This is a genomic window from Sulfitobacter sp. L-8 (assembly GCF_056859255.1).
In genome coordinates, this window is the sequence record NZ_JBSXOD010000046.1 from 13051 (window position 1) to 31395 (window position 18345).

Genomic DNA, 18345 nt, shown 5'->3' on the forward strand with positions numbered 1-18345 from the left:
TCAACGCCCCCCGGCTTTGGCTGTGGGGCAAGATGATGCTCTCTCCGGTTCCGGCCTATCCCGCGGCAGGCCCCGTGTGTTCACGCCGGCTCTGTCGCCGGAAAGGCTATGCGCACCGTCAAACCGGGCTTGTTGTCTTCAAGCGTAAGCCGCGCACCGTGCAGATCGCTTATCGCCGAAACAAGGCTCAGCCCCAGCCCGTTGCCCTCGGTCGTACGGCTTTGATCCAGGCGGTAAAGGCGTTGCAAAACCTTGCTCCGCTCGCTCTCGGGGATGCCGGGGCCGTTGTCGGAAACCGTCAGTATGGTCTCGCCTCCTGTGCGTGTCACCCCGACCACGACAGGCCCCCCCTGCGGCACGTGGGTGAGCGCGTTCTGAACCAGGTTGCCAATCAGTTGTGACAGCAGGTGCCGGTCGCCCCTGACGCAGGTCGCTGCATCTGGCTGAATCCGCAAGCTCAGTGCAAAGCCACGTTCTTCTGCCTCCACCTCGAGAAAATCAACGATATCGCGCGAGATTTCCGCAAGATCGACCGAATGCAATCTGTCGCGCACCGCCCCGCCTTCAATCTGTGCCAACTGAAGCAACGACTGGAAAGTCTGCACAATCCGTTCGGTTTCTCCGATCGCCTTCGACAACAGTTCCTCTTGACCTTCGGTCAATGTCGTCTTGTTCATCACCTGATCAAGCACGACGGCCACCCGTTGGATCGGTGTCTTGAGGTCATGGGCGATATCGCTCGATACCTGGCGTATCGAAGCCACCAAAGCCTCTTGGGCACGCGCCATGCGATTCACCTCTTGGCCGATACCGGAAAGGTCGTCGTTTTGATCTTCAACCCCCTCGATCCGCGCCGACAAGGTCCCGCCTTTCAATTCGAGCAGGGTATGCTGGATCGCGTCAATCTTGATGCGTGCGCCCCTGGCGACCCACAGGCCGGCCAGCCCCGCGATCAACAGTGCCGGCAACAGTCCTATAAGCAAAACCGCCAGAAAAATTTCGCCCATTTCCTCGACCTGCTCGCGACTTTGCGCGACGATCAGATGACCTGCGCCGACCCGAGCGCTCAGCGCGAGATAGCTGTCGGATACGCTGCCTGATTTGGCCCGGATATAGCTGTCAGACACGACCGTCACCCCGCTGACGGGGGGGAAAGACGCGACGTTCGAGACCACCGATCCGCGATCGGGCACATAGAACAGGATACGGACATCCGCGTCCGTTTTTGCGGCTGCTTCCGCCAGACGCTCTGTCAGGTCATCGCCGTCCCGGATACCCCGATATTCATTGATCGTTTGTTGCAATTCGGCAGCGACAGCGGCGTCAATGCTTGTTCGGGTGACTTCGAAAGCGACAGCAAGACACGCGAGTGCCGCCAGTGCGAAGATCGTCAGCAACAGGAACGTCAGGCGCAAGGGCGTCGACCTGATTTGGTTAAACCCGAAAACCGGGGTCATACGTCGTTGATCCGGTAGCCCGAGCCGCGCACCGTTTCGATAAGCTCGGTTTCATAGGGTTTGTCGATCTTGCCCCGCAGGCGACTGATATGGGTATCAACCACATTGGTCAGGGGGTCGTAGTGAATATCCCATACAGCCTCCATCAACATCGTCCGGGTTTGCACCCGGCCTTTTCGACGTAACAGATGTTCCAGCAGGGCAAATTCGCGCGGCAAAAGATCAAGCGTCTGCCCCCCGCGCGTCACCCGACGATGCAGCAGATCCATCTCAAGATCCGCGGCTTTCAGAATTGTGGGTTCCGCCTCTGTGCGCGGGCGTCGGCTGATCGCCATGATGCGGGCGCTCAGCTCTCCGAACGAGAAGGGTTTGACAAGATAGTCATCGCCGCCGGCAAGCAGCCCTTCGATACGGTCATCGACGCCGCCAAGCGAGGTCAGGAATAACACCGGCGTAAGATTCTTGGTGGCGCGCAGGGTTTTGACAACGCTCATCCCGTCCAGACCGGGCAACATTCTGTCAACGACCATTGCGTCGTAACTGCCCACTGTTGCCTGAACCAAGCCGTCAGCACCATCAGCAATCAGGTCCACCGAATGACCCTCTTCGCGCAGACCATCGGCGATATATGACCCGATGGCATTGTCATCTTCCAGCACAAGTATCTTCATAATATCCCTACAACCGCCCCCTGCTGGCAGAGATCTGCCCCCCGCCAGCATGATTTTCGTTCAGCGTGACAATCAGTTGTTGTCTGTCTCGCCCTTCTCGCCCTCGTCATCATCATCGGCTTCGTTACCCTGATCATGCGACTGCACCGCCACAACCTTGGCCGTACCGTTGTCAAAGCCTACTGCAACGGTTTTCGTGGTGCCATCGGTCATTGCGACTTCGACCTCGTAAGAACCGGTCTGACTGTCCTCATTGTCAAATTCCGCGCTCATCGCCTTGCCGCCCGTGTCGCTTTCGGCGGCCTTGATGGCATCCGTGATTGACGCGGATTCTTTCAAAAACGCCTGCACCTCGGCCTTGTCCTGCTGGTCAGAGGAGTCTTTGGCCAGAACAGCGGTGGATCCTGCTGCCCCTAAACCCAATGCCACAAGAATTGCCGCAGCGGTCGCCTTGGTTTTGGTCTGAGTAAACTTCATAGGTCTTCTCCTTGGTTGAACGTGGGCAACATCGCCTCACGACTACGAAGAACTTAGGAGGCCGTTGCGGCGCATGCCTGTCGCGTTCATTACAAATCATCCACGTTGAGCCACGCGCCCCGCCATGTGGCCTTTCCCCTGCCAAGACTAAAGCTTTGTGAAAATGCGCATACCTTGCGCAATGACATGGGCAAAGCATTCGGGCCGCCTATAGTATAGAAGATGACGCATGCGGCATTGCTGTTGCGACTATCACCTGCTGACCTGTCCGTTGGCACCCAGGGACACCATCGCCCACGAAAGGCTGACGTCACCACCATGTCTTATTCCATCGACCAGTTATTGCCCTCGCTCCAGTCCTTGGGGTTGTGGACCTATTGGGTTTTGGCGCTTTTTGCATTTCTCGAAGCAACCATCGTGACCGGCGTTATCGCACCTGGCGGGCTTGTTGTAATCGCTGGCGGCGTTTTGGCACAACGCGGCTATGTAGATTTTTTCGATATGGCGTGGTTTGTTGCCGCAGGGGCGGTAATTGGAAGCGAGTTGAGTTTTTATCTGGGACGGGTGGCATCCAACGGGCTGAAACGAACGACGGCGTATGCCAGTTCGCGCCACATTACCCGCGCCAGGGGTTTACTGGATACCTACGGAGGCTTCGCGATCGTTATCGGGCGGTTCTTCGGCCCGCTTTCGGCTTTCGTACCATTTTCCGCAGCTATGGCAGGCATGGGGCAACGGAAATTCCGGGTCTGGAACCTGCTGAGTGCGGTTCCCTATGCGCTGGTTTTGCCGGCGGTGGGGTATTTTTCGGGGCATGCCATCGGTATCTTGGGCGCTGCCGCACCGCGGCTTATCGCCGTCGGGGCGACCACGCTCATTGTCATATTCGTACTTTGGTTGATCATCCGACGCGTCTTTCGTTCACTGCCTCTGCTGGCCGAAATCGGCAGGTCTCTGACCGCCGGGTTCGGGAACAGGCCGTTTATCCGCGCAAGGCTCGATCAATATCCCGGAGTGTCGTCTTTTGTATCAGCCCGCTTTAGAACGGGGCAATTTCTGGGCCTCACGGCAACCTTGCTCGTCCTGCTATTCATATATATCGCGGGCGCTTGGGCGGAATCTGTCTTTGATTTCATGGGGTCCGGTGGCGTCATATCGACCGACACCCGCATCGCCAACATTCTCTACACCATGCGCGACCCTAACCTGATAACCGTATTCACCTGGATCACCGATGCGGGCGGACGACACGGGGTCATACCGATGCTGGTCGGTGCGACCGTTGCCCTGTTGATCCTGCGCCGGTTCGATCTGTTGACTGGGATGTGGATCGCCGCAATCGGCAACCAGGCCACAGTAACCTTGCTGAAAAGCTTTTTTGCCCGCCCCCGATCGACCTTGGGGTATTTCGTGGAAACCTCGGGCAGTTTTCCCAGCGGGCACGCGGCCGGGTCGGTGGCCGTTTGGGCCATGCTGTTTTACCTCGCGTGGAGGTTGCGGCTTCTGACGGCCGCAACTGCGGTGACGCTCGCCGTGACGATGGTGTTTCTGATCGGCCTCAGCCGCATCTACTTGATCGAACATTATGTGTCCGACGTGGTGAATGGATACCTCGTCGGCGGCGTCTGGCTTATTCTTGGGATCGCCTTTTGCGAATGGCGCCGGACGGCACCGGTCGCGCCTGTCGGGGTTATGCGCAAAAGGATTGCGGCGGTCAGCGTGGCCCTGGCACTGGCGACCACCGGATATTTTGCCTTCAACACTGCCAATCCGTTGAACCCAACGCTTGAACCGGTATTACAGACGACGGCGACCCCGGCGACGTTGATACAAACCGGCATGCTGCCCGCCACCACGCAAACCCTGACCGGAGTAGATCGACAAAAGGTGAATTTGATCGTCACCGTGCCCGATCAGACAGGATTAAAAGACGCGATGACCGCGGCCGGGTGGGTCTTGGCACCGTCCCCCGGACCGTTTCGCATGATGACCGCCGTCGTTGACGAATGGACAGGACGGCCAGTCACCGACCCCATCGTCGTTCCGACTTTTTGGGATAACCGGCCGAACAAGCTGGCGTTCACACAGACGACAACCTCGGATACCGCTGATACACCGGTGCTTCATGCGCGGTTCTGGGACAGCAGGTTCAGGTTGGAGAGCGGCGCGATCGTGTATGTTGCAACCATCACACGAGAGCGGCAACTGGACGGTGCAGACGAGGAAAGCATCACCCCCGATACCGGCGCGATGAGCGATAAGGTTCTGGGTCAACTGGCGGCGGATTTGACTGCCGCAGGGGCTGGTACACACGTTCTGCGTTGATGTTGCGGCATGATCATTGCACGGATTCAATGTTTCGGAAAAACGCCTGCCTGTTTGTCTGGCTAGGTTAGACAGCACAAGGGCGGGCATTTCGCCGTAAGACCCATGGACTGTACCGGCCAGCATATCATGCTCGCCAAATGATCGGAGCTCCCCCTCCCATGCGAAATTTTCTTCTCAGTACGGTATTGATTATCGTGCCCGTCGTTGTTTTTGCCGCAGGGTACGCGGCGTTAACCCCTGCCACTGCGACACCTCAAGCAGCCTCTGCACAGGCGGCACAACCATTGGGGGATATGTCGGCCTTCGTCGCGATCACGACTGATGTGCAAAAACGCGCGTCGCAGAATGACCTTCCAAATGCGCAGGCCCGCATCACGGATCTTGAAACCGCATGGGATGAACAAGCCAAAGCCCTGCGGCAGGCGAACGCCGCGGCCTGGGGGAATGTCGACGAGGCGATAGACAACGCGTTAAGCGCGATACGTGCGAAAACGCCTGACCCTGCGAAAGTGGACCAGACGCTGACGACGTTGCAGGAAAAGCTGGCCAACCCTTCAGGTTCAGACGGTATGAAGAAAAACGGCACACAAGTCACTGTGGCCGGCATTGTCACCACAGACGCGAACGGCCGTGCCCTGCCTTGTGAGGTGATGCTTGATCAGTTCCGCACTGCTCGCGCTGCAGCGCATATCCTGCCGGCCAATGTCGATCGGGTTGATACTCTGGAGGTGAAAGGTACCGAACGCTGTAATGCCGATGACGATACCCGCGCTGACGATTTCTTTGCGCAGGGCATCGCCCTGATGTCGAACTGAGCCTCGGAAAGGAGCTTTACCATGACCTATGATCTTGCACATGAAGACACGCTAGCATCCGCCTCATCCTCGGCTGATCACCTTACACACGCGGCCAACCGCGTGCCCGACGTAACGGTGGATTTCTGGCTTATCAAATTGATGGCCGTGACGATGGGGGAAACCGCGGCTGATTTTCTTGCCGTGAACCTGGGGTTCGGGCTTACCGCCACCTCGTTACTGATGGCCGCCGTTCTGGCGGTGGCATTGGTTTTTCAGTTCCGCCAAAAGCGCTATGTGCCCGCTTACTATTGGCTTGCGGTGGTACTGATTTCGGTTGTCGGGACTTTGGTCACCGATAATCTTGTCGATAATTTCGGGGTCTCCCTGGTTACGACCACCATCGTCTTTACCGTCGCTTTGGCGGCCACGCTGGCCATATGGTACGCCGTCGAAGGCACACTTTCCATTCACGAGGTCACCACCACACGCCGCGAAAGTTTCTACTGGCTGGCGATCTTGTTCACATTCGCGCTTGGCACCGCAGCGGGTGACCTGGTGGCCGAACATTTCGCGTTGGGCTACATGGCCAGCGGCATCCTGTTCGGAATGATCATCGCTTCGATTACCTTTGGCTACTTCGTGCTAAAGCTTGACGGTATCCTGGCGTTCTGGCTAGCCTACATCCTGACCAGACCGCTTGGCGCATCGTTTGGCGACCTGTTGTCGCAGCCGGTCGAATACGGCGGCATGGGGTTGGGGACCACAATTACCAGCGTTCTGTTTCTAGCGGTCATCGTGGGGATCGTCCTGTACATGACCGCACAGAATTCACGCCGCGATGGAATAACCGCCGCCTGACACGGTACGCCCAAGAGGTTCGGGGCGATAACCAGCGATGGCCACCGCCCCGTACTTTTGTCACGTCACTGCGCGGCAAATCGAAGCGGTGCGACGTGGCGCGCCACCAGCCGTCGCGACCGGTTGTCTAGTCCTGGCGCTTCTGCAGCAACAACGACGCCAGTCCCAAGGCGGCGGAGACCACGATCAAGAGCAGTGAGACAGCATTCAGCACCGGCGTGGAGCCAAGCTTGAGCCTGTCAAACATCGTGATGGTCAAGGGTGCGTCGGACCCGACGAGCATGAGGGTGGTGTTGAAATTTTCAAAGCTCATCAACACCGACACCACCGCAGCCGCCCCCATGGCAGGGTACAGGAACGGCAAGGTTATCGCGCGCACCGCACCCCATCTGGTCGCGCCGAGGTTCAACGCGGCCTCTTCGAGGCTGGGGTCGAACTTTTGCAGGCGCGCCGAAATCACCAGAGTTGCAAAGGTGGTGATGAACGAAAACTGCCCCAGGATAACCAGCACCAGCCCAGGACGCAGGCCGTCGAACCACATGCCCGTCGCATCCTCAAGATAGTTGGCGACAGAGGACGTGAATACCAGGATCGAAATACCAAGGATGATGCCGGGGATAATCAACGGAAGCAGCATCAGGATGTACAGCACCCCCTTGCCCCTGAAATCGTGCCGCACGAACAGAAAGGCATTCGTCGTCCCAACCGCTACCGCAAGCAGCGACACCCAGAACGCGACCACCCCCGAGGTCACGATTGACCGCAGGATGGCCCGTTCGTGAAACACGCCGATATAGGGGGCGTTGTCGCCAAAGAACCATGCCCAGGTAAATCCTTCCCAAGGGAGCGAAGGGAAAACGCTGTCGTTGAAGGCGAATACGCAGACCGTGGCCAAGGGCAGTGCGAGATAGATAAAAAACAGCGTCACATAGGCCCGATAGGTCCATTTGAACGCGCCACTTTGCGGGATGCCCGTGATCATGCCTGCCCCATCGTCTTGGTCAAGGATTGACGCGAAAGCTTGAGACCGACGAACACGATCAGCGACGACAGCCCCAGCAACAGGAACCCGAACGCCGACCCCAGTTCCCAGTTAAATCGGGTGATGAACTGGCTGTAGATCAGGCCGGTGAACCACAGGCTATCCTTGCCGCCCAGAAGGATCGGTGTCAGATAGTTTCCCAAGCTCAGCATAAACACCACGATACACCCTGAAACGATCCCCGGCATCGCGTGCGGAATGATGATTTCGCGCAGGATCGCAAAGCTGCTGGCCCCCAGATCATATCCCGCTTCGATCAGGCTATCGTCAAGGCTGTCAAGCGTCGTCACCAGCGGGACCACCATGAACAGCATCGAAGTATAGACCAGCCCCGTCATGATCGCGGCGTCGTTATACAACATCTCGACCGGGCCGCTGACCAACCCGAGGTATTGAAGCACGTTCGAAAATACGCCGGTTTCACGCAACAAGATCATCCAGCCAAAGGTGCGTACCAGTTCGCTGACCCAAAACGGGATCAAGCACATCAAGAATAAGGTGGTCTTGGTACGCCCGCGTGTCAGTTTGGCGATGTAATAGGCAATGGGAAATCCAATTCCCAAGGTTAGCGCCGTGGCAGTGATCGACATATACGCAGTGCGCGCGAAGGTGTTCCAATACAGCGGTTCGTTGAAAAACACCTCATAGTTGGCAAAGCTGGTCTGGTATTCACGCACACCGATCTTTTCGCGCATGCTGACCAAAAACATCCCCACATGCGGCAGGACGATCAAGGTCACCAGCCAGATCAACAATGGTGCCATCAGCAACCAGAACGTCAGTTTGGATTTATCAGAGACCATGCCGCCCCCGTGCGCTGCTATATACCCGCGTTTGCTGAGGTTCCCAACCATAGGCTATGACGTCACCTTGTGTCAGATCGCGAAACTCTCCGGTTTGAGGCATGGCGATGTTCATCTCTGCACCAGAGGCCTGATCGCGCAGGATCAACTGGCTGTTCGCCCCGTTGAAAAGGATGTTTTCGACCTTGCCCGCACCGCCATTTCCCAGCTGTCCGGTTTGGGACACGTCGCGCGACAGGCGCACGGCTTCGGGGCGGACGAACACATCGACAGAATCGCCCCGTTGAACACCCTGCCCCGCGTCGACACCGCGCAACGCCTTGCCCTGATCGGTGATCATCTGCACGTCCGTCCCGGTGACGCTTTCGACCGTGGCGGCAAAACGGTTTGCCTCGCCGACGAAGCCCGCGACAAAAGCAGTCGATGGTTCGTAGTAAAGCTCTTTGGCGGTGCCAAGCTGTTCAAAGACCCCGTGATTCATGACGGCGATCTGGTCGCTCATCACCAGCGCTTCGGACTGGTCGTGGGTGATATAGACAAAGGTTGTGTTGAACTCGGACTGAAGCTGTTTCAGTTCGATCTTCATATGTTCGCGCAGCTTCAGGTCGAGCGCGCCAAGCGGTTCATCCAAAAGCAGCACATCAGGTTCAAGCACCATGCAGCGGGCGATGGCGACGCGTTGTTTCTGCCCGCCCGACAACGACGCAACCGGTCGGTCGGCCACGCCGCCAAGGCCGACACGTTCAAGCACCCGTTCAACCTGTTGCTTGATATCAGTCTTGTTCACGCCGCGTTGCCGCAGCCCGAAACCGACGTTCGCCCCGATATTCATCATCGGGAACAGTGCAAGGTGCTGGAACACCATCGAAACCGGGCGCTTGTTGGGCGGTACCTCCAACACCGAATTTCCCTTGATCAACAAGTCGCCGCTTGTGGGTTTCTGAAACCCAGCAATCATACGCAACAACGTTGTCTTGCCGCAGCCCGATGGCCCCAAGATGGAAAAGAAGGTGCCTTGGGGCACGCTGAAGCTGACATCTTTAACCGCCTTGAAATCATCAAAGCTTTTCGAGATTGCGCGACATTCTAAGTCGGGTGTCTGAGACATTGTTAGGCTTTCAATAAAAACGGGAAGCGCAATGACCACGCTTCCCTTTCGTCATATCGTTAAGATTACTTTGCCGCGTTTATTCTGTCCAACGCTGCGCCTTCCAGCGCCTCTAGACCTGCAGGCACCGACGGATACCATTTGATGTTGTCGATCGCCTCTTGCGGAAAGCTGGCGTTGTACTTGGCTTTCAGCGCTTCATCTACATCGGCATCCCCGCCCTGAGACGCAGTGAAATTGCCCGCCGATTTCGTGATCATCGCCGCGATTTCGGGCTGCATGACAAAGTTGATCCATGCATAGGCCGCTTCATCCGCACGGCCCCGTGCAGGCAGAGCGAACGTATCAATCCACCCCAATGCGCCAGAGGTCGGAGCGACAAAAGTGATGTCTTTATTGTCGTCGTTAAGCTGCCAGCCGCCTGTGTCCCAGGCCATCGACGCCACGACCTCGCCCGAGCGCATCAGGTTTTTCAGCTCATCACCGCCATCCCAATACGTTTTCACATTAGGTTTGCATTCGGCCAGCTTGGCTTCGACCTTGTCCAGAATGTCCTTGTATGCGGCTTCGTCCGCATATGCGGCAAATGGGTCCATGCCCATGGAAAACGCAAAACCGATCAGTGTTGGCCGCTTGAGGCGATAAGAAACCTTGCCCGCATAGGCAGGGTTGCACAGGTCGACATAATCTTTGACGTCGCCCGCCGCGGCGGTGTTCACCACCAGACCCGAGGTTCCCCAGATATGGGGCACGGCGTAAACTTCTCCGTCGACGGTCGTGTTGCCCTTGGTTGCTTCCAGCATCGACGGAATAAACAGGCTGGTGTCGATCTTGGACATGTCGAGCGGTTTGTAGATGCCAAATTCGGCCTGCGGGCCTGCGATTCGATCCTGGCTCGGTTGCGCAAGGTCAAACCCGCCGCCATTGGTCGCGCGCAGCTTGGCGATCATTTCTTCGTTGTTCGATTTGGTCACTTCAACCTTGTGGCCGGTTTTCTCTTCGAATTTGGCGATGACTTCATCGGGGGCGTAGCCACCCCATGTTAGCAGGCGCAGGGTTTCTGCATGTACCGCCGCAGATGACAGCATCATCGCCGCCGCCGTGGATAGGATCAGTGTCGATTTCATAATGATAGTCTCCATTGTTGCCCGCGTGAAAGTAACATCCACATTACGCCACACAGGAGTCCCCGATTATAAAGAGCCGATGCGACACGGATGTGACAGTCGCGGCCTGTTCGGGTTTCATGGAGCGATTACTGCATTATTCCCGTTCCAAGACAATGATTTTCACTTTTGCCGAACTTTTGTGAAAGCCGGGGACAGACCCCTGAGGCTTCTACACACCGAGATGGATCACCTGGCAGCGCCAAGCTGTAGTTAGTGAACGCAGCCCTGTCGTGATGATGTTGCTGGGGAAAATGCTGGCGATACATTTGCGTCATTGGCGATGGGCCAAAATAGGCCAGCCCGCGGCACGGGTATCCCGCGCCAAGGATCGCAAGTCGGCGGACGTGCTCAATCCGAAATGAAATGGAATTATTGGGACACGGCAAGGCTGACCGGGCTATCCGTGTGGACTTTGCCAAGGCCGGGCTTGGGATGTCCCGCAGGCCAACACCTGCGAGACAACGGAGCTTGATCGGTATCAGAAGAACAGGCGCGTACCGATAACGAACGAAATGTTTTCGGTCGGGCGACCGGCTGCTTGCAGCAAGTCTCCCGTCCCGCCATAGGACTTTTGATAGTTGACACCGATATAGGGCGAGATCGCGCGATCAACGAGATCATAGCTTAGCCGGGCACCCGTTTCTACGGTGGCACCCCCGGCAACCTGCCCCGACGCAAGATCGTCAACGAAGGGCATGGTGATCTCGATACTCGGGGTCAATATCACCCGGTTGGTGAACAGCACTTCGTATTCCGCTTCGAACCGACCGAAGGAATACTCCGAAAGATAGAGATCGGCGTCGATTTCAAACCATTGCGGTGCCAGCCCCTTTACCCCGAGCACCACGTTGTAACGCTCGGGTGCGTTGGTCGGCGTACTTGCCCGCACCCCAACGACCGCGTCAAAGAACGTGGAAATCGGCTTTTGCAAGCGGATCTGGTTTTCGAGCGTTTCGAAATCCTTGGTGGCTGTCTCCATTTCCGCTTCGCTGCGGTAAACCAGGCGTAATTCGTCGTTACCGACGATCACATCGAAATCCCAAACAAGAATTTTCTCGTTGTTCTTATCAATCCGGTATTCGAGCTGTTCAGCCTGAAGCCCATAGATAAGCGGGCCTACACCCGGCTGGGCAATGGCGGCACCGCCACTCAGCAGCGCCAAAGACGCCACCCCACTTGCAAGAAGTTTGTTCATTGATCTAGCCTTTTTGAATGTCTGATTGATCATGCCGGTCCCCCGACGACGACGACCCGGCGGAACATGCCCGCTTCGGCGTGATAGGACAGATGGCAATGGAATGCCCACTGACCCGAAGCGTCAACTTCGGTTTCGGTATAAACGGTGGTACCCGGGTTGATGTTGACTGTGTGTTTGATGGGGTTCCACTTGCCCTTACCTGTATCAAGCAGTGACCACATGCCGTGCAGGTGCATGGGATGTGCCATCATGGTTTCGTTGACGAACTTGAAGCGAACGCGTTCGCCGTAACGCAGAATGATCGGATCGGCGTCTTTCATCTTCACACCATTGATCGACCAGATATAGCGTTCCATGTTGCCGGTCAGACGCACTTCGATCGTGCGCGCTGGCTCGCGATCGGCAAACATCGGAGCGCTTGCTGTAAGATCGCTGTAGGACAAGAACTTACCACCGTTGGCAGCTTGGGGTATCAGGCCGCTTCCCGCTGCGAAGAACGGATTTGCGTTGGACGCGCCGTGGTCCATGCCTTCCATCCCCTTCATGCCTTTCATGGATGACTTGGACATTTTCTTGCCGCCCATATTCATGCCGCTCATGTCCATTCCAGCCATGTCATGACCAGCTTTGGCACCAGCTTTCTTCTTGGGCATCTTCATACCGCCCATGTCCATGTTCTTCATGTCATGTCCGGCTTTGGCATCGGCCTTCTTGGGCATCTTCATGCCGCCCATGTCCATGTTCTTCATGTCCATGTTTTCCATGTTGTGACCGGCCGCTGGCGCGGTTTCCTTGGACATGTCCATCGTGCCCATATCCATGTTTTGCATGTTATGGCCCGCGTGAGGATCAGCCTCGGCGGCTGGCTTTTCCATACCTGGCATTTGCGCCATTTCGGTATCCATGAGGTTCATTTTCATGCCGCCCATGTCCATGTTACCCATGTCCATACCGCCCATGTCCATGCCGCCCATATCCATACCCATGCCGCCCATCATGCCTGACATGTCAGCCATCGTGAGCAGTGGTTTTTTACGCAACGGTGGAACTGGTCCTGCAAGACCGGGCTGCGGTGAAAGCGTACCACGAACCAATCCTGTGCGACCCATGGATTCAGCGATTACCGAATAGGGCATGTTCTTGGTAGGTTGAACAATAACGTCATAGGTTTCGGCAACTGCGATACGCAGTTCGTCAACCACGACGGGTTTGACATTGTTGCCGTCGGCCTGAACCACTGTCATCTTGAGACCAGGTACCCGAATATCGAAATAGGTCATCGCCGACGAGTTGATCAAGCGCAAGCGCACCTTTTCGCCCGCTCTGAATATCCCTGTCCAGTTTTGCATGGTGCTCTGGCCGTTGATCAGGGCCGTGAAACCTTGGACATCCTCGATATCTGTCGGGGTCATCCGCATCTTGCCCCACATCCGGCGTTCTTTCAGAGTGGCCTTGAGCCCATCTGCACGGGAATCCTCGATCAGGTCCTCCAGCGTACGCTGGGACCGGTTGTAGTAGTCCGCCGAACGTTTCAGGTTGCGGAAGATCTTGTAACCGCTGTGGGGGTGTTTGTCAGTCAACTGAACCACATAATCGCGGTCCGCGCGGATCGGATCGCGGCCCTTTGGTTCAATTACAATGGCACCGTAAGCACCATCGGGTTCCTGGAAACCGGAATGGCTGTGAAACCAGTACGTGCCCGATTGCTTGATCGGAAAGTTGTAGGTGTGCGTCGTGCCGGGCTTGATCCCGACAAAGCTGATATCAGGCACCCCATCCTGTTCGAATGACAAAATCAGCCCGTGCCAATGGATCGATGTCCAGTCACGCAGGTTATTCTTGACCCTGATGGTGACGTCTTCACCTTCTTTGAATCTCAAGACGGTCGGAATCTGGCTGTTGTTATATCCGACGCCTTTCTTAACAAAGTTGCCTGTATTGATGCGGATATTGTCAACAGAGATGTCATAGGTTTCAGCTGCAGCACTGAAGGCACCTACCGCAGAGACCGCCAGCGCAAAAAGAGCTGTACGGAATATGGATTTGGAACTCATTTCCATTCCTTTCAAGGTTATAGGGCGAAGCGTTGCGCAGAACACGCAGCGTTCAATGTCTTGTTATTGGAGTTTTATGGGCTGAATACCCGCTTCGATACCGTGCCGGCCTGAAGACAAGCCAATGCACCGACAGTAACGGTCAGCAATTTAAGTCGATGTCACGCCCGTGGTGGAGGAGTGTCGATCGAGTTAAAACTGGTATAGGATTTTACGTGAAATGGGGGGTGAGTCACGTCAAACTGAATCTCGAACAGCTCTGTCATCACGTAAGCGTCACAGGACACGGTCTGACAATGCCCCGCAGTCGCCCCGCAGGCGTTTGCTTCGTCAGAAGGACCCTGCGGCAAGCCACATTTGTTCATAACGTGATCAGCGTTCGCCTCGGCCAACCGGTTTTCTTCCAGCATGGCAGCATGGGAAACCGTTTCGTGCAGCATCGCCCCTTCAGAAGCGGCGTGCGTGGCATGTGACATCAACGCGGACACCGAAAGCGCCAACGCGAGTATGTAACCCATAACTGGATTCAAAAACCTTGTCATATGCTTGGCGCGAAGACTTCCCATCCTTGGCTCGTAGCACGGCTGTTACAAATTTCAAAGACCATTTGCGCCCGAAACGTCACCTTAGGTTGAAACTCACGATCCTGTGTAGTGGACCGGTCAGATATTCGCGAGACTGGTGGAACCTTGGCGCGGACGCGCTACGTGGTTGATCCGTAGGCGCTGATTACACCTGCGTCTATGGATTATTTCAAGGAAACTTCCCTTGCATCATGGTAGCAGATTGATGGTTAGAACGTTCTGCAACAGGCAAGACATGTCTCTTGTTTGGCTTACATGATAAGCATAGCATCACAGAAAATTCATCAAGGTAGCAGATTATGGCGTATAATAACCCCTCGTCTCGTAGTCACAAACACCAAGAGAAACATGGGCTGATACTACGACTGGCCCATGGCGGACTGGCCATCGCGGTTATCAACCAATTACTGACCAGTTTGGTCCTGCAGGCCCCTGCCCCGGATGCGACTGGAAACTGGTATTTCGAGGTCCACGAATACGGGGGACTGATCGGCTTTGGTTTCGTGATATTGTTCTGGTTGCGCCTGTTGGTCAAAATGCGCGAGACGTCGTTTGGCCTGCTGTTTCCGTGGTTCTCGGGTGAACGGCTGGCTGCACTGTGGGAAGATATCAAACACCACGTCAGATATCTCAGCAAGTTTCGGTTTCCGCCCTTTGAGAACCACGCCCCCCTCGCGTCGGCTGTGCATGGGCTGGGTCTGCTGCTTATTACCGCAATGGCCGGTTCGGGAACGGTGTATTACTTCATAAACAACGACAACCCGGATGCGGGCGGTCTGGTCGGTGTCGTGATGTTCATTCACCTGACGCTGGCCAACCTGGCCTGGGCATATCTGATCGGGCACGCCGGTCTTGCACTGATCCAGCACTATCTAGGCAACATCAGTTTGTCGACGATGTGGTCGTTCAGCCGCGACTAGGTCTCTGGGTCAGATCCCCAAAGAAAAACCCCTGGACTTTCATCCAGGGGTACCGGGTATTCATGGAGTACGGTGCACACAGGACAACTGGAAACACGGCACCCGTTGACTGCGATGCGTGTCAAAAGCGCATGCGGATACCGACGTTCACCGACGTATTGTCAACATTGTTGCCAGCAGCCCGAGCGAGATCAGCCGTATTTCCGAAAGAACGTTTCCACGAGACCCCTACATAAGGTGCAAACTGTCGGGAGATCTCGTAGCGTAGACGGAGGCCGACACCAACATTGTTCAGCCCCGAGCCTATGTCGAATTCGGGGTCGGCCTTTGTGGCGGCCATGGTTTCAAACCGCCCTTGCGCAATGAGCCTTTGGGTAAACAACAGATCATACGTCCCTTGGAACCGGGCAGCGACGTTGCCTTTGTCACTGATGAAAATCGCTGGCTCCGCCTCGAACCAATAGGGCGCGAGCCCTTGGAAACCCACCACCGCGTAGGTACGCGTGGCATTGGGACCGGGGCCGAATTTCAAATCCTGACGCACACCAAATTGCATATCCCAGAACGGCGCAACCATGCGGCTGTAAAGCAACTGCAATTCCGCTTCGCCTTCCTTGTTGGAATTCGTGCTGCTTTCCCCTTCGGTTTTGACCCAGAATTTGTCGCGGTCGCCCCCATACCAGCCCTGGATATCCCAGTTGATGGTATTTGATCCTGATTTGTTGTTTCTCAGCTCAAGCTGATCGACGGTAACGGTGCCAAAGGATACGTCGTCCATTACCTGCGCATCTGCGGACCCGGCCGCGGAAAACGCGCCCAAAAGTCCAAGACACAGAACCGAGAACACCAAATTCCGACCGCTTCTAGTTTTCATATTTCGCACTTTTGAAATCCTCATTCTTTCAGGAAACCGTGACAACGCGGAACATTCCCATTTCGAGATGATAGAGAAGATGGCAGTGGAACGCCCAGTTTCCAGGCGCATCGGCCGTCACCAGAACAGAAACACGTTCGGCAGGTTTGACGTTGACCGTGTGCTTGCGGGGCAAATGTTGCCCCTGCCCGTTTTCCAGTTCCATCCACATGCCGTGCAGGTGAATGGGGTGTTCCATCATCGTGTCGTTTCTGAGAACCAAGCGCAGCCGCTCCCCGTAGCGGAACTGGATCGGCCCGTTCACTTCCGAGAACTTCTTGCCATCAAACGACCACATGTACCGTTCCATGACCCCGGTCAGGTGCAGTTCGATCTCACGCGATGGCTTGCGCTTGTCTTCGTATGGGACAAGCCTGCGCAAATCGCTGTAGGCAAGCACCCGACGACCATCTTGCCCCAGGCCGATTCCGGGGTTGTCGGTCTGATCGGTGGCGTACATCGACACCATAGCACTGCCTGGCAGGTGCTTGTCCGGTCCGTGCTTATAGGATTTGCCCGCGGGTTTGGACGGCATCGCCATTCCAGCCATTTCCCCGGCTGGCACAGGCTTTTTGCCTTTCATGTTTTTCATTCCAGCGGATGGCATTTTCATGCCTTTAGCCATGCCGGACATATCGTGGGCGGGCATCGACTTCATGCCGCTCATGTCCATATTGCCAGCCGATTGCATATCCATGCTTGCACCGGTCATATTCTGCATGGGCATTTCGTTCATACCGTCCATCGACATGCCACCGGGCATCATCCCCATGTCGGCCATGGTTCTGACCGGGCGAACACGGCGTGCCGGGATGCCTGCCTGCATCCCCATCTGCGGGGCCAGTGTCCCGCGCGCAAAACCGCTGCGGTCCATCGTTTCGGCAAATACCGTATAGGCCTTGTTGCTGTCAGGTTCGACAATCACGTCAAATGTTTCGGCAACGCCAATGCGGAATTCGTCGACACGCACCGGTTTTACGTTCTGACCATCGGCCGCGACGACCGTCATCTTCAGGCCGGGGATACGCACATCGAAATAGGTCATCGCCGACCCGTTGATGAAGCGCAGGCGGATCTTCTCGCCAGACCGGAACAGCCCGGTCCAGTTCTCTGCACCAGTCATACCGTTCATCAGATAGTGATAAGTCGCGCCGGTGACATCCGCGATATCTGTCGGATCCATCCGCATCGCGCCCCACCGCATACGGTCGGCAAAGGTCGCGCGGGCACCGTTTTTCCGGATATCGTTCATGAAGTCGACGACGGTCTGTTTTTGAAAGTTATAGTACGACCCCATCGTCTTGATCTTGCGCAGGACACTGTACGGGTTTTCGAACGTCCAGTCCGACAGCATGACGACATAGTCGCGTTGGTACTTAAAGGGATCGGGGCGGATCGGATCAATGACCAATGGACCATAATGACCCGATTGTTCCTGCAATCCCGAATGGCTGTGGTACCAGTATGTACCGCTTTGGCGAATGGGAATGCGGTATGTAAATGTCTGTCCCGGCTTGATGCCGGGAAAAGTCACCTTGGGGACCCCGTCCATCGCGTTTGGCAAGATCACACCGTGCCAGTGAATGGACGTATCTTCGCTTAGGGTATTGCGCACGTTGATCGTGACGTCGTCGCCTTCCCTGAAACGGAGAAGCGGGCCAGGGATGCCACCGTTAACTGTCACGCCGCGGCCGTTTTTACCGCCCACTTTGACGCGCGTTTTTGCAATCGTCAGGTCGTATACACCCGGTGACTTTTCCGCGGGCGCACCCGCTGCCTGCGCTTCGCTCGATATTACGTTCTGAAGCAAGGCTGCTGACCCTAACCCCAATGCCCCGGACACAAACCCTCGTCTATTTAAAAACGTCAGCTTATCACTCGACATCGCCATTCCTTCGCTAAAATGAAATCTGCTTAGGCCTACCGGCTACGCCTAAAGCATATTTCAGTAAACGGGTTCTATAAC

The 18345-nt window shown here is 56.1% G+C and carries 16 protein-coding genes; 4 read left to right on the plus strand and 12 right to left on the minus strand.

Features of this window, described 5'->3' with window-relative positions; all coding sequences use genetic code 11:
- Positions 1-80: 80 nt before the first annotated feature.
- From AC13DE_RS09585 to AC13DE_RS09595, 3 genes are all read right to left on the minus strand, one after another.
- A complete protein-coding gene (locus AC13DE_RS09585) occupies positions 81-1457 on the minus strand; it encodes a sensor histidine kinase (protein ID WP_483047681.1) in 1377 nt (458 codons plus the stop codon).
- Complete coding sequence (locus AC13DE_RS09590; RefSeq protein WP_446297659.1) at positions 1454-2128, minus strand: winged helix-turn-helix domain-containing protein; 675 nt, start codon at positions 2126-2128, stop codon at positions 1454-1456. The genes AC13DE_RS09585 and AC13DE_RS09590 overlap by 4 nt, the downstream gene beginning before the upstream one ends.
- A gap of 72 nt (positions 2129-2200) precedes the next feature.
- Complete coding sequence (locus AC13DE_RS09595) at positions 2201-2605, minus strand: PepSY domain-containing protein (RefSeq protein ID WP_483047682.1); 405 nt, start codon at positions 2603-2605, stop codon at positions 2201-2203.
- 222 nt (positions 2606-2827) lie between these two features.
- Here AC13DE_RS09595 and AC13DE_RS09600 point away from each other — a divergent pair, with 222 nt between their 5' ends.
- The 3 genes from AC13DE_RS09600 (at position 2828) to AC13DE_RS09610 (ending at position 6588) form a co-directional block, all read left to right on the plus strand.
- A complete protein-coding gene (locus AC13DE_RS09600) occupies positions 2828-4930 on the plus strand; it encodes a bifunctional DedA family/phosphatase PAP2 family protein (protein WP_483047683.1) in 2103 nt (700 codons plus the stop codon).
- A 161-nt stretch (positions 4931-5091) separates the two neighbouring features.
- Entirely contained in the window at positions 5092-5748 is a 657-nt protein-coding gene (locus AC13DE_RS09605; protein ID WP_483047684.1) for a hypothetical protein, read from the plus strand.
- A gap of 21 nt (positions 5749-5769) precedes the next feature.
- A complete protein-coding gene (locus tag AC13DE_RS09610; RefSeq protein WP_483047685.1) occupies positions 5770-6588 on the plus strand; it encodes a COG4705 family protein in 819 nt (272 codons plus the stop codon).
- A 127-nt stretch (positions 6589-6715) separates the two neighbouring features.
- On the opposite strand, the gene AC13DE_RS09615 is transcribed toward AC13DE_RS09610, so the two are convergent.
- From AC13DE_RS09615 to AC13DE_RS09645, 7 genes are all read right to left on the minus strand, one after another.
- A complete protein-coding gene (locus AC13DE_RS09615; protein WP_446297654.1) occupies positions 6716-7570 on the minus strand; it encodes an ABC transporter permease in 855 nt (284 codons plus the stop codon).
- Positions 7567-8433 carry an ABC transporter permease gene (locus tag AC13DE_RS09620; RefSeq protein WP_446314084.1) on the minus strand — a complete coding sequence of 289 codons (867 nt, stop codon included), beginning with the start codon at positions 8431-8433 and terminating at the stop codon, positions 7567-7569. Before AC13DE_RS09620 ends, AC13DE_RS09615 begins: the two co-directional genes overlap by 4 nt.
- Positions 8423-9541: an ABC transporter ATP-binding protein gene (locus tag AC13DE_RS09625; RefSeq protein ID WP_483047686.1), complete on the minus strand. Its 1119-nt coding sequence runs from the start codon at positions 9539-9541 to the stop codon at positions 8423-8425. Before AC13DE_RS09625 ends, AC13DE_RS09620 begins: the two co-directional genes overlap by 11 nt.
- 65 nt (positions 9542-9606) lie before the next feature.
- The gene (locus AC13DE_RS09630) at positions 9607-10668 is read right to left on the minus strand and encodes an extracellular solute-binding protein (protein WP_446297651.1); all 1062 of its coding nucleotides are present in this window, start codon (positions 10666-10668) and stop codon (positions 9607-9609) included.
- 520 nt (positions 10669-11188) lie between these two features.
- Positions 11189-11905, minus strand: coding sequence for a copper resistance protein B (locus AC13DE_RS09635; RefSeq protein WP_483047687.1), 717 nt, complete (start codon positions 11903-11905; stop codon positions 11189-11191).
- Positions 11906-11934: 29 nt separating this feature from the next.
- Entirely contained in the window at positions 11935-13962 is a 2028-nt protein-coding gene (locus AC13DE_RS09640) for a multicopper oxidase domain-containing protein (RefSeq protein WP_483047688.1), read from the minus strand.
- A gap of 161 nt (positions 13963-14123) precedes the next feature.
- Positions 14124-14480 (minus strand): hypothetical protein, encoded by a 357-nt coding sequence (locus tag AC13DE_RS09645; RefSeq protein WP_446297648.1) that lies wholly within the window; start codon positions 14478-14480, stop codon positions 14124-14126.
- Between the two features lie 365 nt (positions 14481-14845).
- On the opposite strand from AC13DE_RS09645, the gene AC13DE_RS09650 reads away from it, so the two are divergent.
- Positions 14846-15466, plus strand: coding sequence for a cytochrome b/b6 domain-containing protein (locus AC13DE_RS09650; protein ID WP_483047689.1), 621 nt, complete (start codon positions 14846-14848; stop codon positions 15464-15466).
- A 121-nt stretch (positions 15467-15587) separates the two neighbouring features.
- On the opposite strand, the gene AC13DE_RS09655 is transcribed toward AC13DE_RS09650, so the two are convergent.
- Entirely contained in the window at positions 15588-16340 is a 753-nt protein-coding gene (locus AC13DE_RS09655; protein WP_483047690.1) for a copper resistance protein B, read from the minus strand.
- Positions 16341-16368: 28 nt separating this feature from the next.
- Entirely contained in the window at positions 16369-18264 is a 1896-nt protein-coding gene (locus AC13DE_RS09660) for a copper resistance system multicopper oxidase (protein ID WP_446314090.1), read from the minus strand.
- Positions 18265-18345 lie beyond the last annotated feature (81 nt).

What these genes read in the sequence shown, in the direction of transcription:
- AC13DE_RS09615 (WP_446297654.1), bottom strand. Translation starts at nt 7,570, where the DNA reads ATGATCACGGGCATCCCGCAAAGTGGCGCGTTCAAATGGACCTATCGG.
- AC13DE_RS09605 (WP_483047684.1), top strand. Translation starts at nt 5,092, where the DNA reads ATGCGAAATTTTCTTCTCAGTACGGTATTGATTATCGTGCCCGTCGTT.
- AC13DE_RS09620 (WP_446314084.1), bottom strand. Translation starts at nt 8,433, where the DNA reads ATGGTCTCTGATAAATCCAAACTGACGTTCTGGTTGCTGATGGCACCA.
- AC13DE_RS09655 (WP_483047690.1), bottom strand. Translation starts at nt 16,340, where the DNA reads ATGAAAACTAGAAGCGGTCGGAATTTGGTGTTCTCGGTTCTGTGTCTT.
- AC13DE_RS09625 (WP_483047686.1), bottom strand. Translation starts at nt 9,541, where the DNA reads ATGTCTCAGACACCCGACTTAGAATGTCGCGCAATCTCGAAAAGCTTT.
- AC13DE_RS09660 (WP_446314090.1), bottom strand. Translation starts at nt 18,264, where the DNA reads ATGTCGAGTGATAAGCTGACGTTTTTAAATAGACGAGGGTTTGTGTCC.
- AC13DE_RS09610 (WP_483047685.1), top strand. Translation starts at nt 5,770, where the DNA reads ATGACCTATGATCTTGCACATGAAGACACGCTAGCATCCGCCTCATCC.
- AC13DE_RS09650 (WP_483047689.1), top strand. Translation starts at nt 14,846, where the DNA reads ATGGCGTATAATAACCCCTCGTCTCGTAGTCACAAACACCAAGAGAAA.
- AC13DE_RS09595 (WP_483047682.1), bottom strand. Translation starts at nt 2,605, where the DNA reads ATGAAGTTTACTCAGACCAAAACCAAGGCGACCGCTGCGGCAATTCTT.
- AC13DE_RS09640 (WP_483047688.1), bottom strand. Translation starts at nt 13,962, where the DNA reads ATGAGTTCCAAATCCATATTCCGTACAGCTCTTTTTGCGCTGGCGGTC.
- AC13DE_RS09600 (WP_483047683.1), top strand. Translation starts at nt 2,828, where the DNA reads ATGACGCATGCGGCATTGCTGTTGCGACTATCACCTGCTGACCTGTCC.
- AC13DE_RS09635 (WP_483047687.1), bottom strand. Translation starts at nt 11,905, where the DNA reads ATGAACAAACTTCTTGCAAGTGGGGTGGCGTCTTTGGCGCTGCTGAGT.
- AC13DE_RS09645 (WP_446297648.1), bottom strand. Translation starts at nt 14,480, where the DNA reads ATGGGTTACATACTCGCGTTGGCGCTTTCGGTGTCCGCGTTGATGTCA.
- AC13DE_RS09585 (WP_483047681.1), bottom strand. Translation starts at nt 1,457, where the DNA reads ATGACCCCGGTTTTCGGGTTTAACCAAATCAGGTCGACGCCCTTGCGC.
- AC13DE_RS09630 (WP_446297651.1), bottom strand. Translation starts at nt 10,668, where the DNA reads ATGAAATCGACACTGATCCTATCCACGGCGGCGGCGATGATGCTGTCA.
- AC13DE_RS09590 (WP_446297659.1), bottom strand. Translation starts at nt 2,128, where the DNA reads ATGAAGATACTTGTGCTGGAAGATGACAATGCCATCGGGTCATATATC.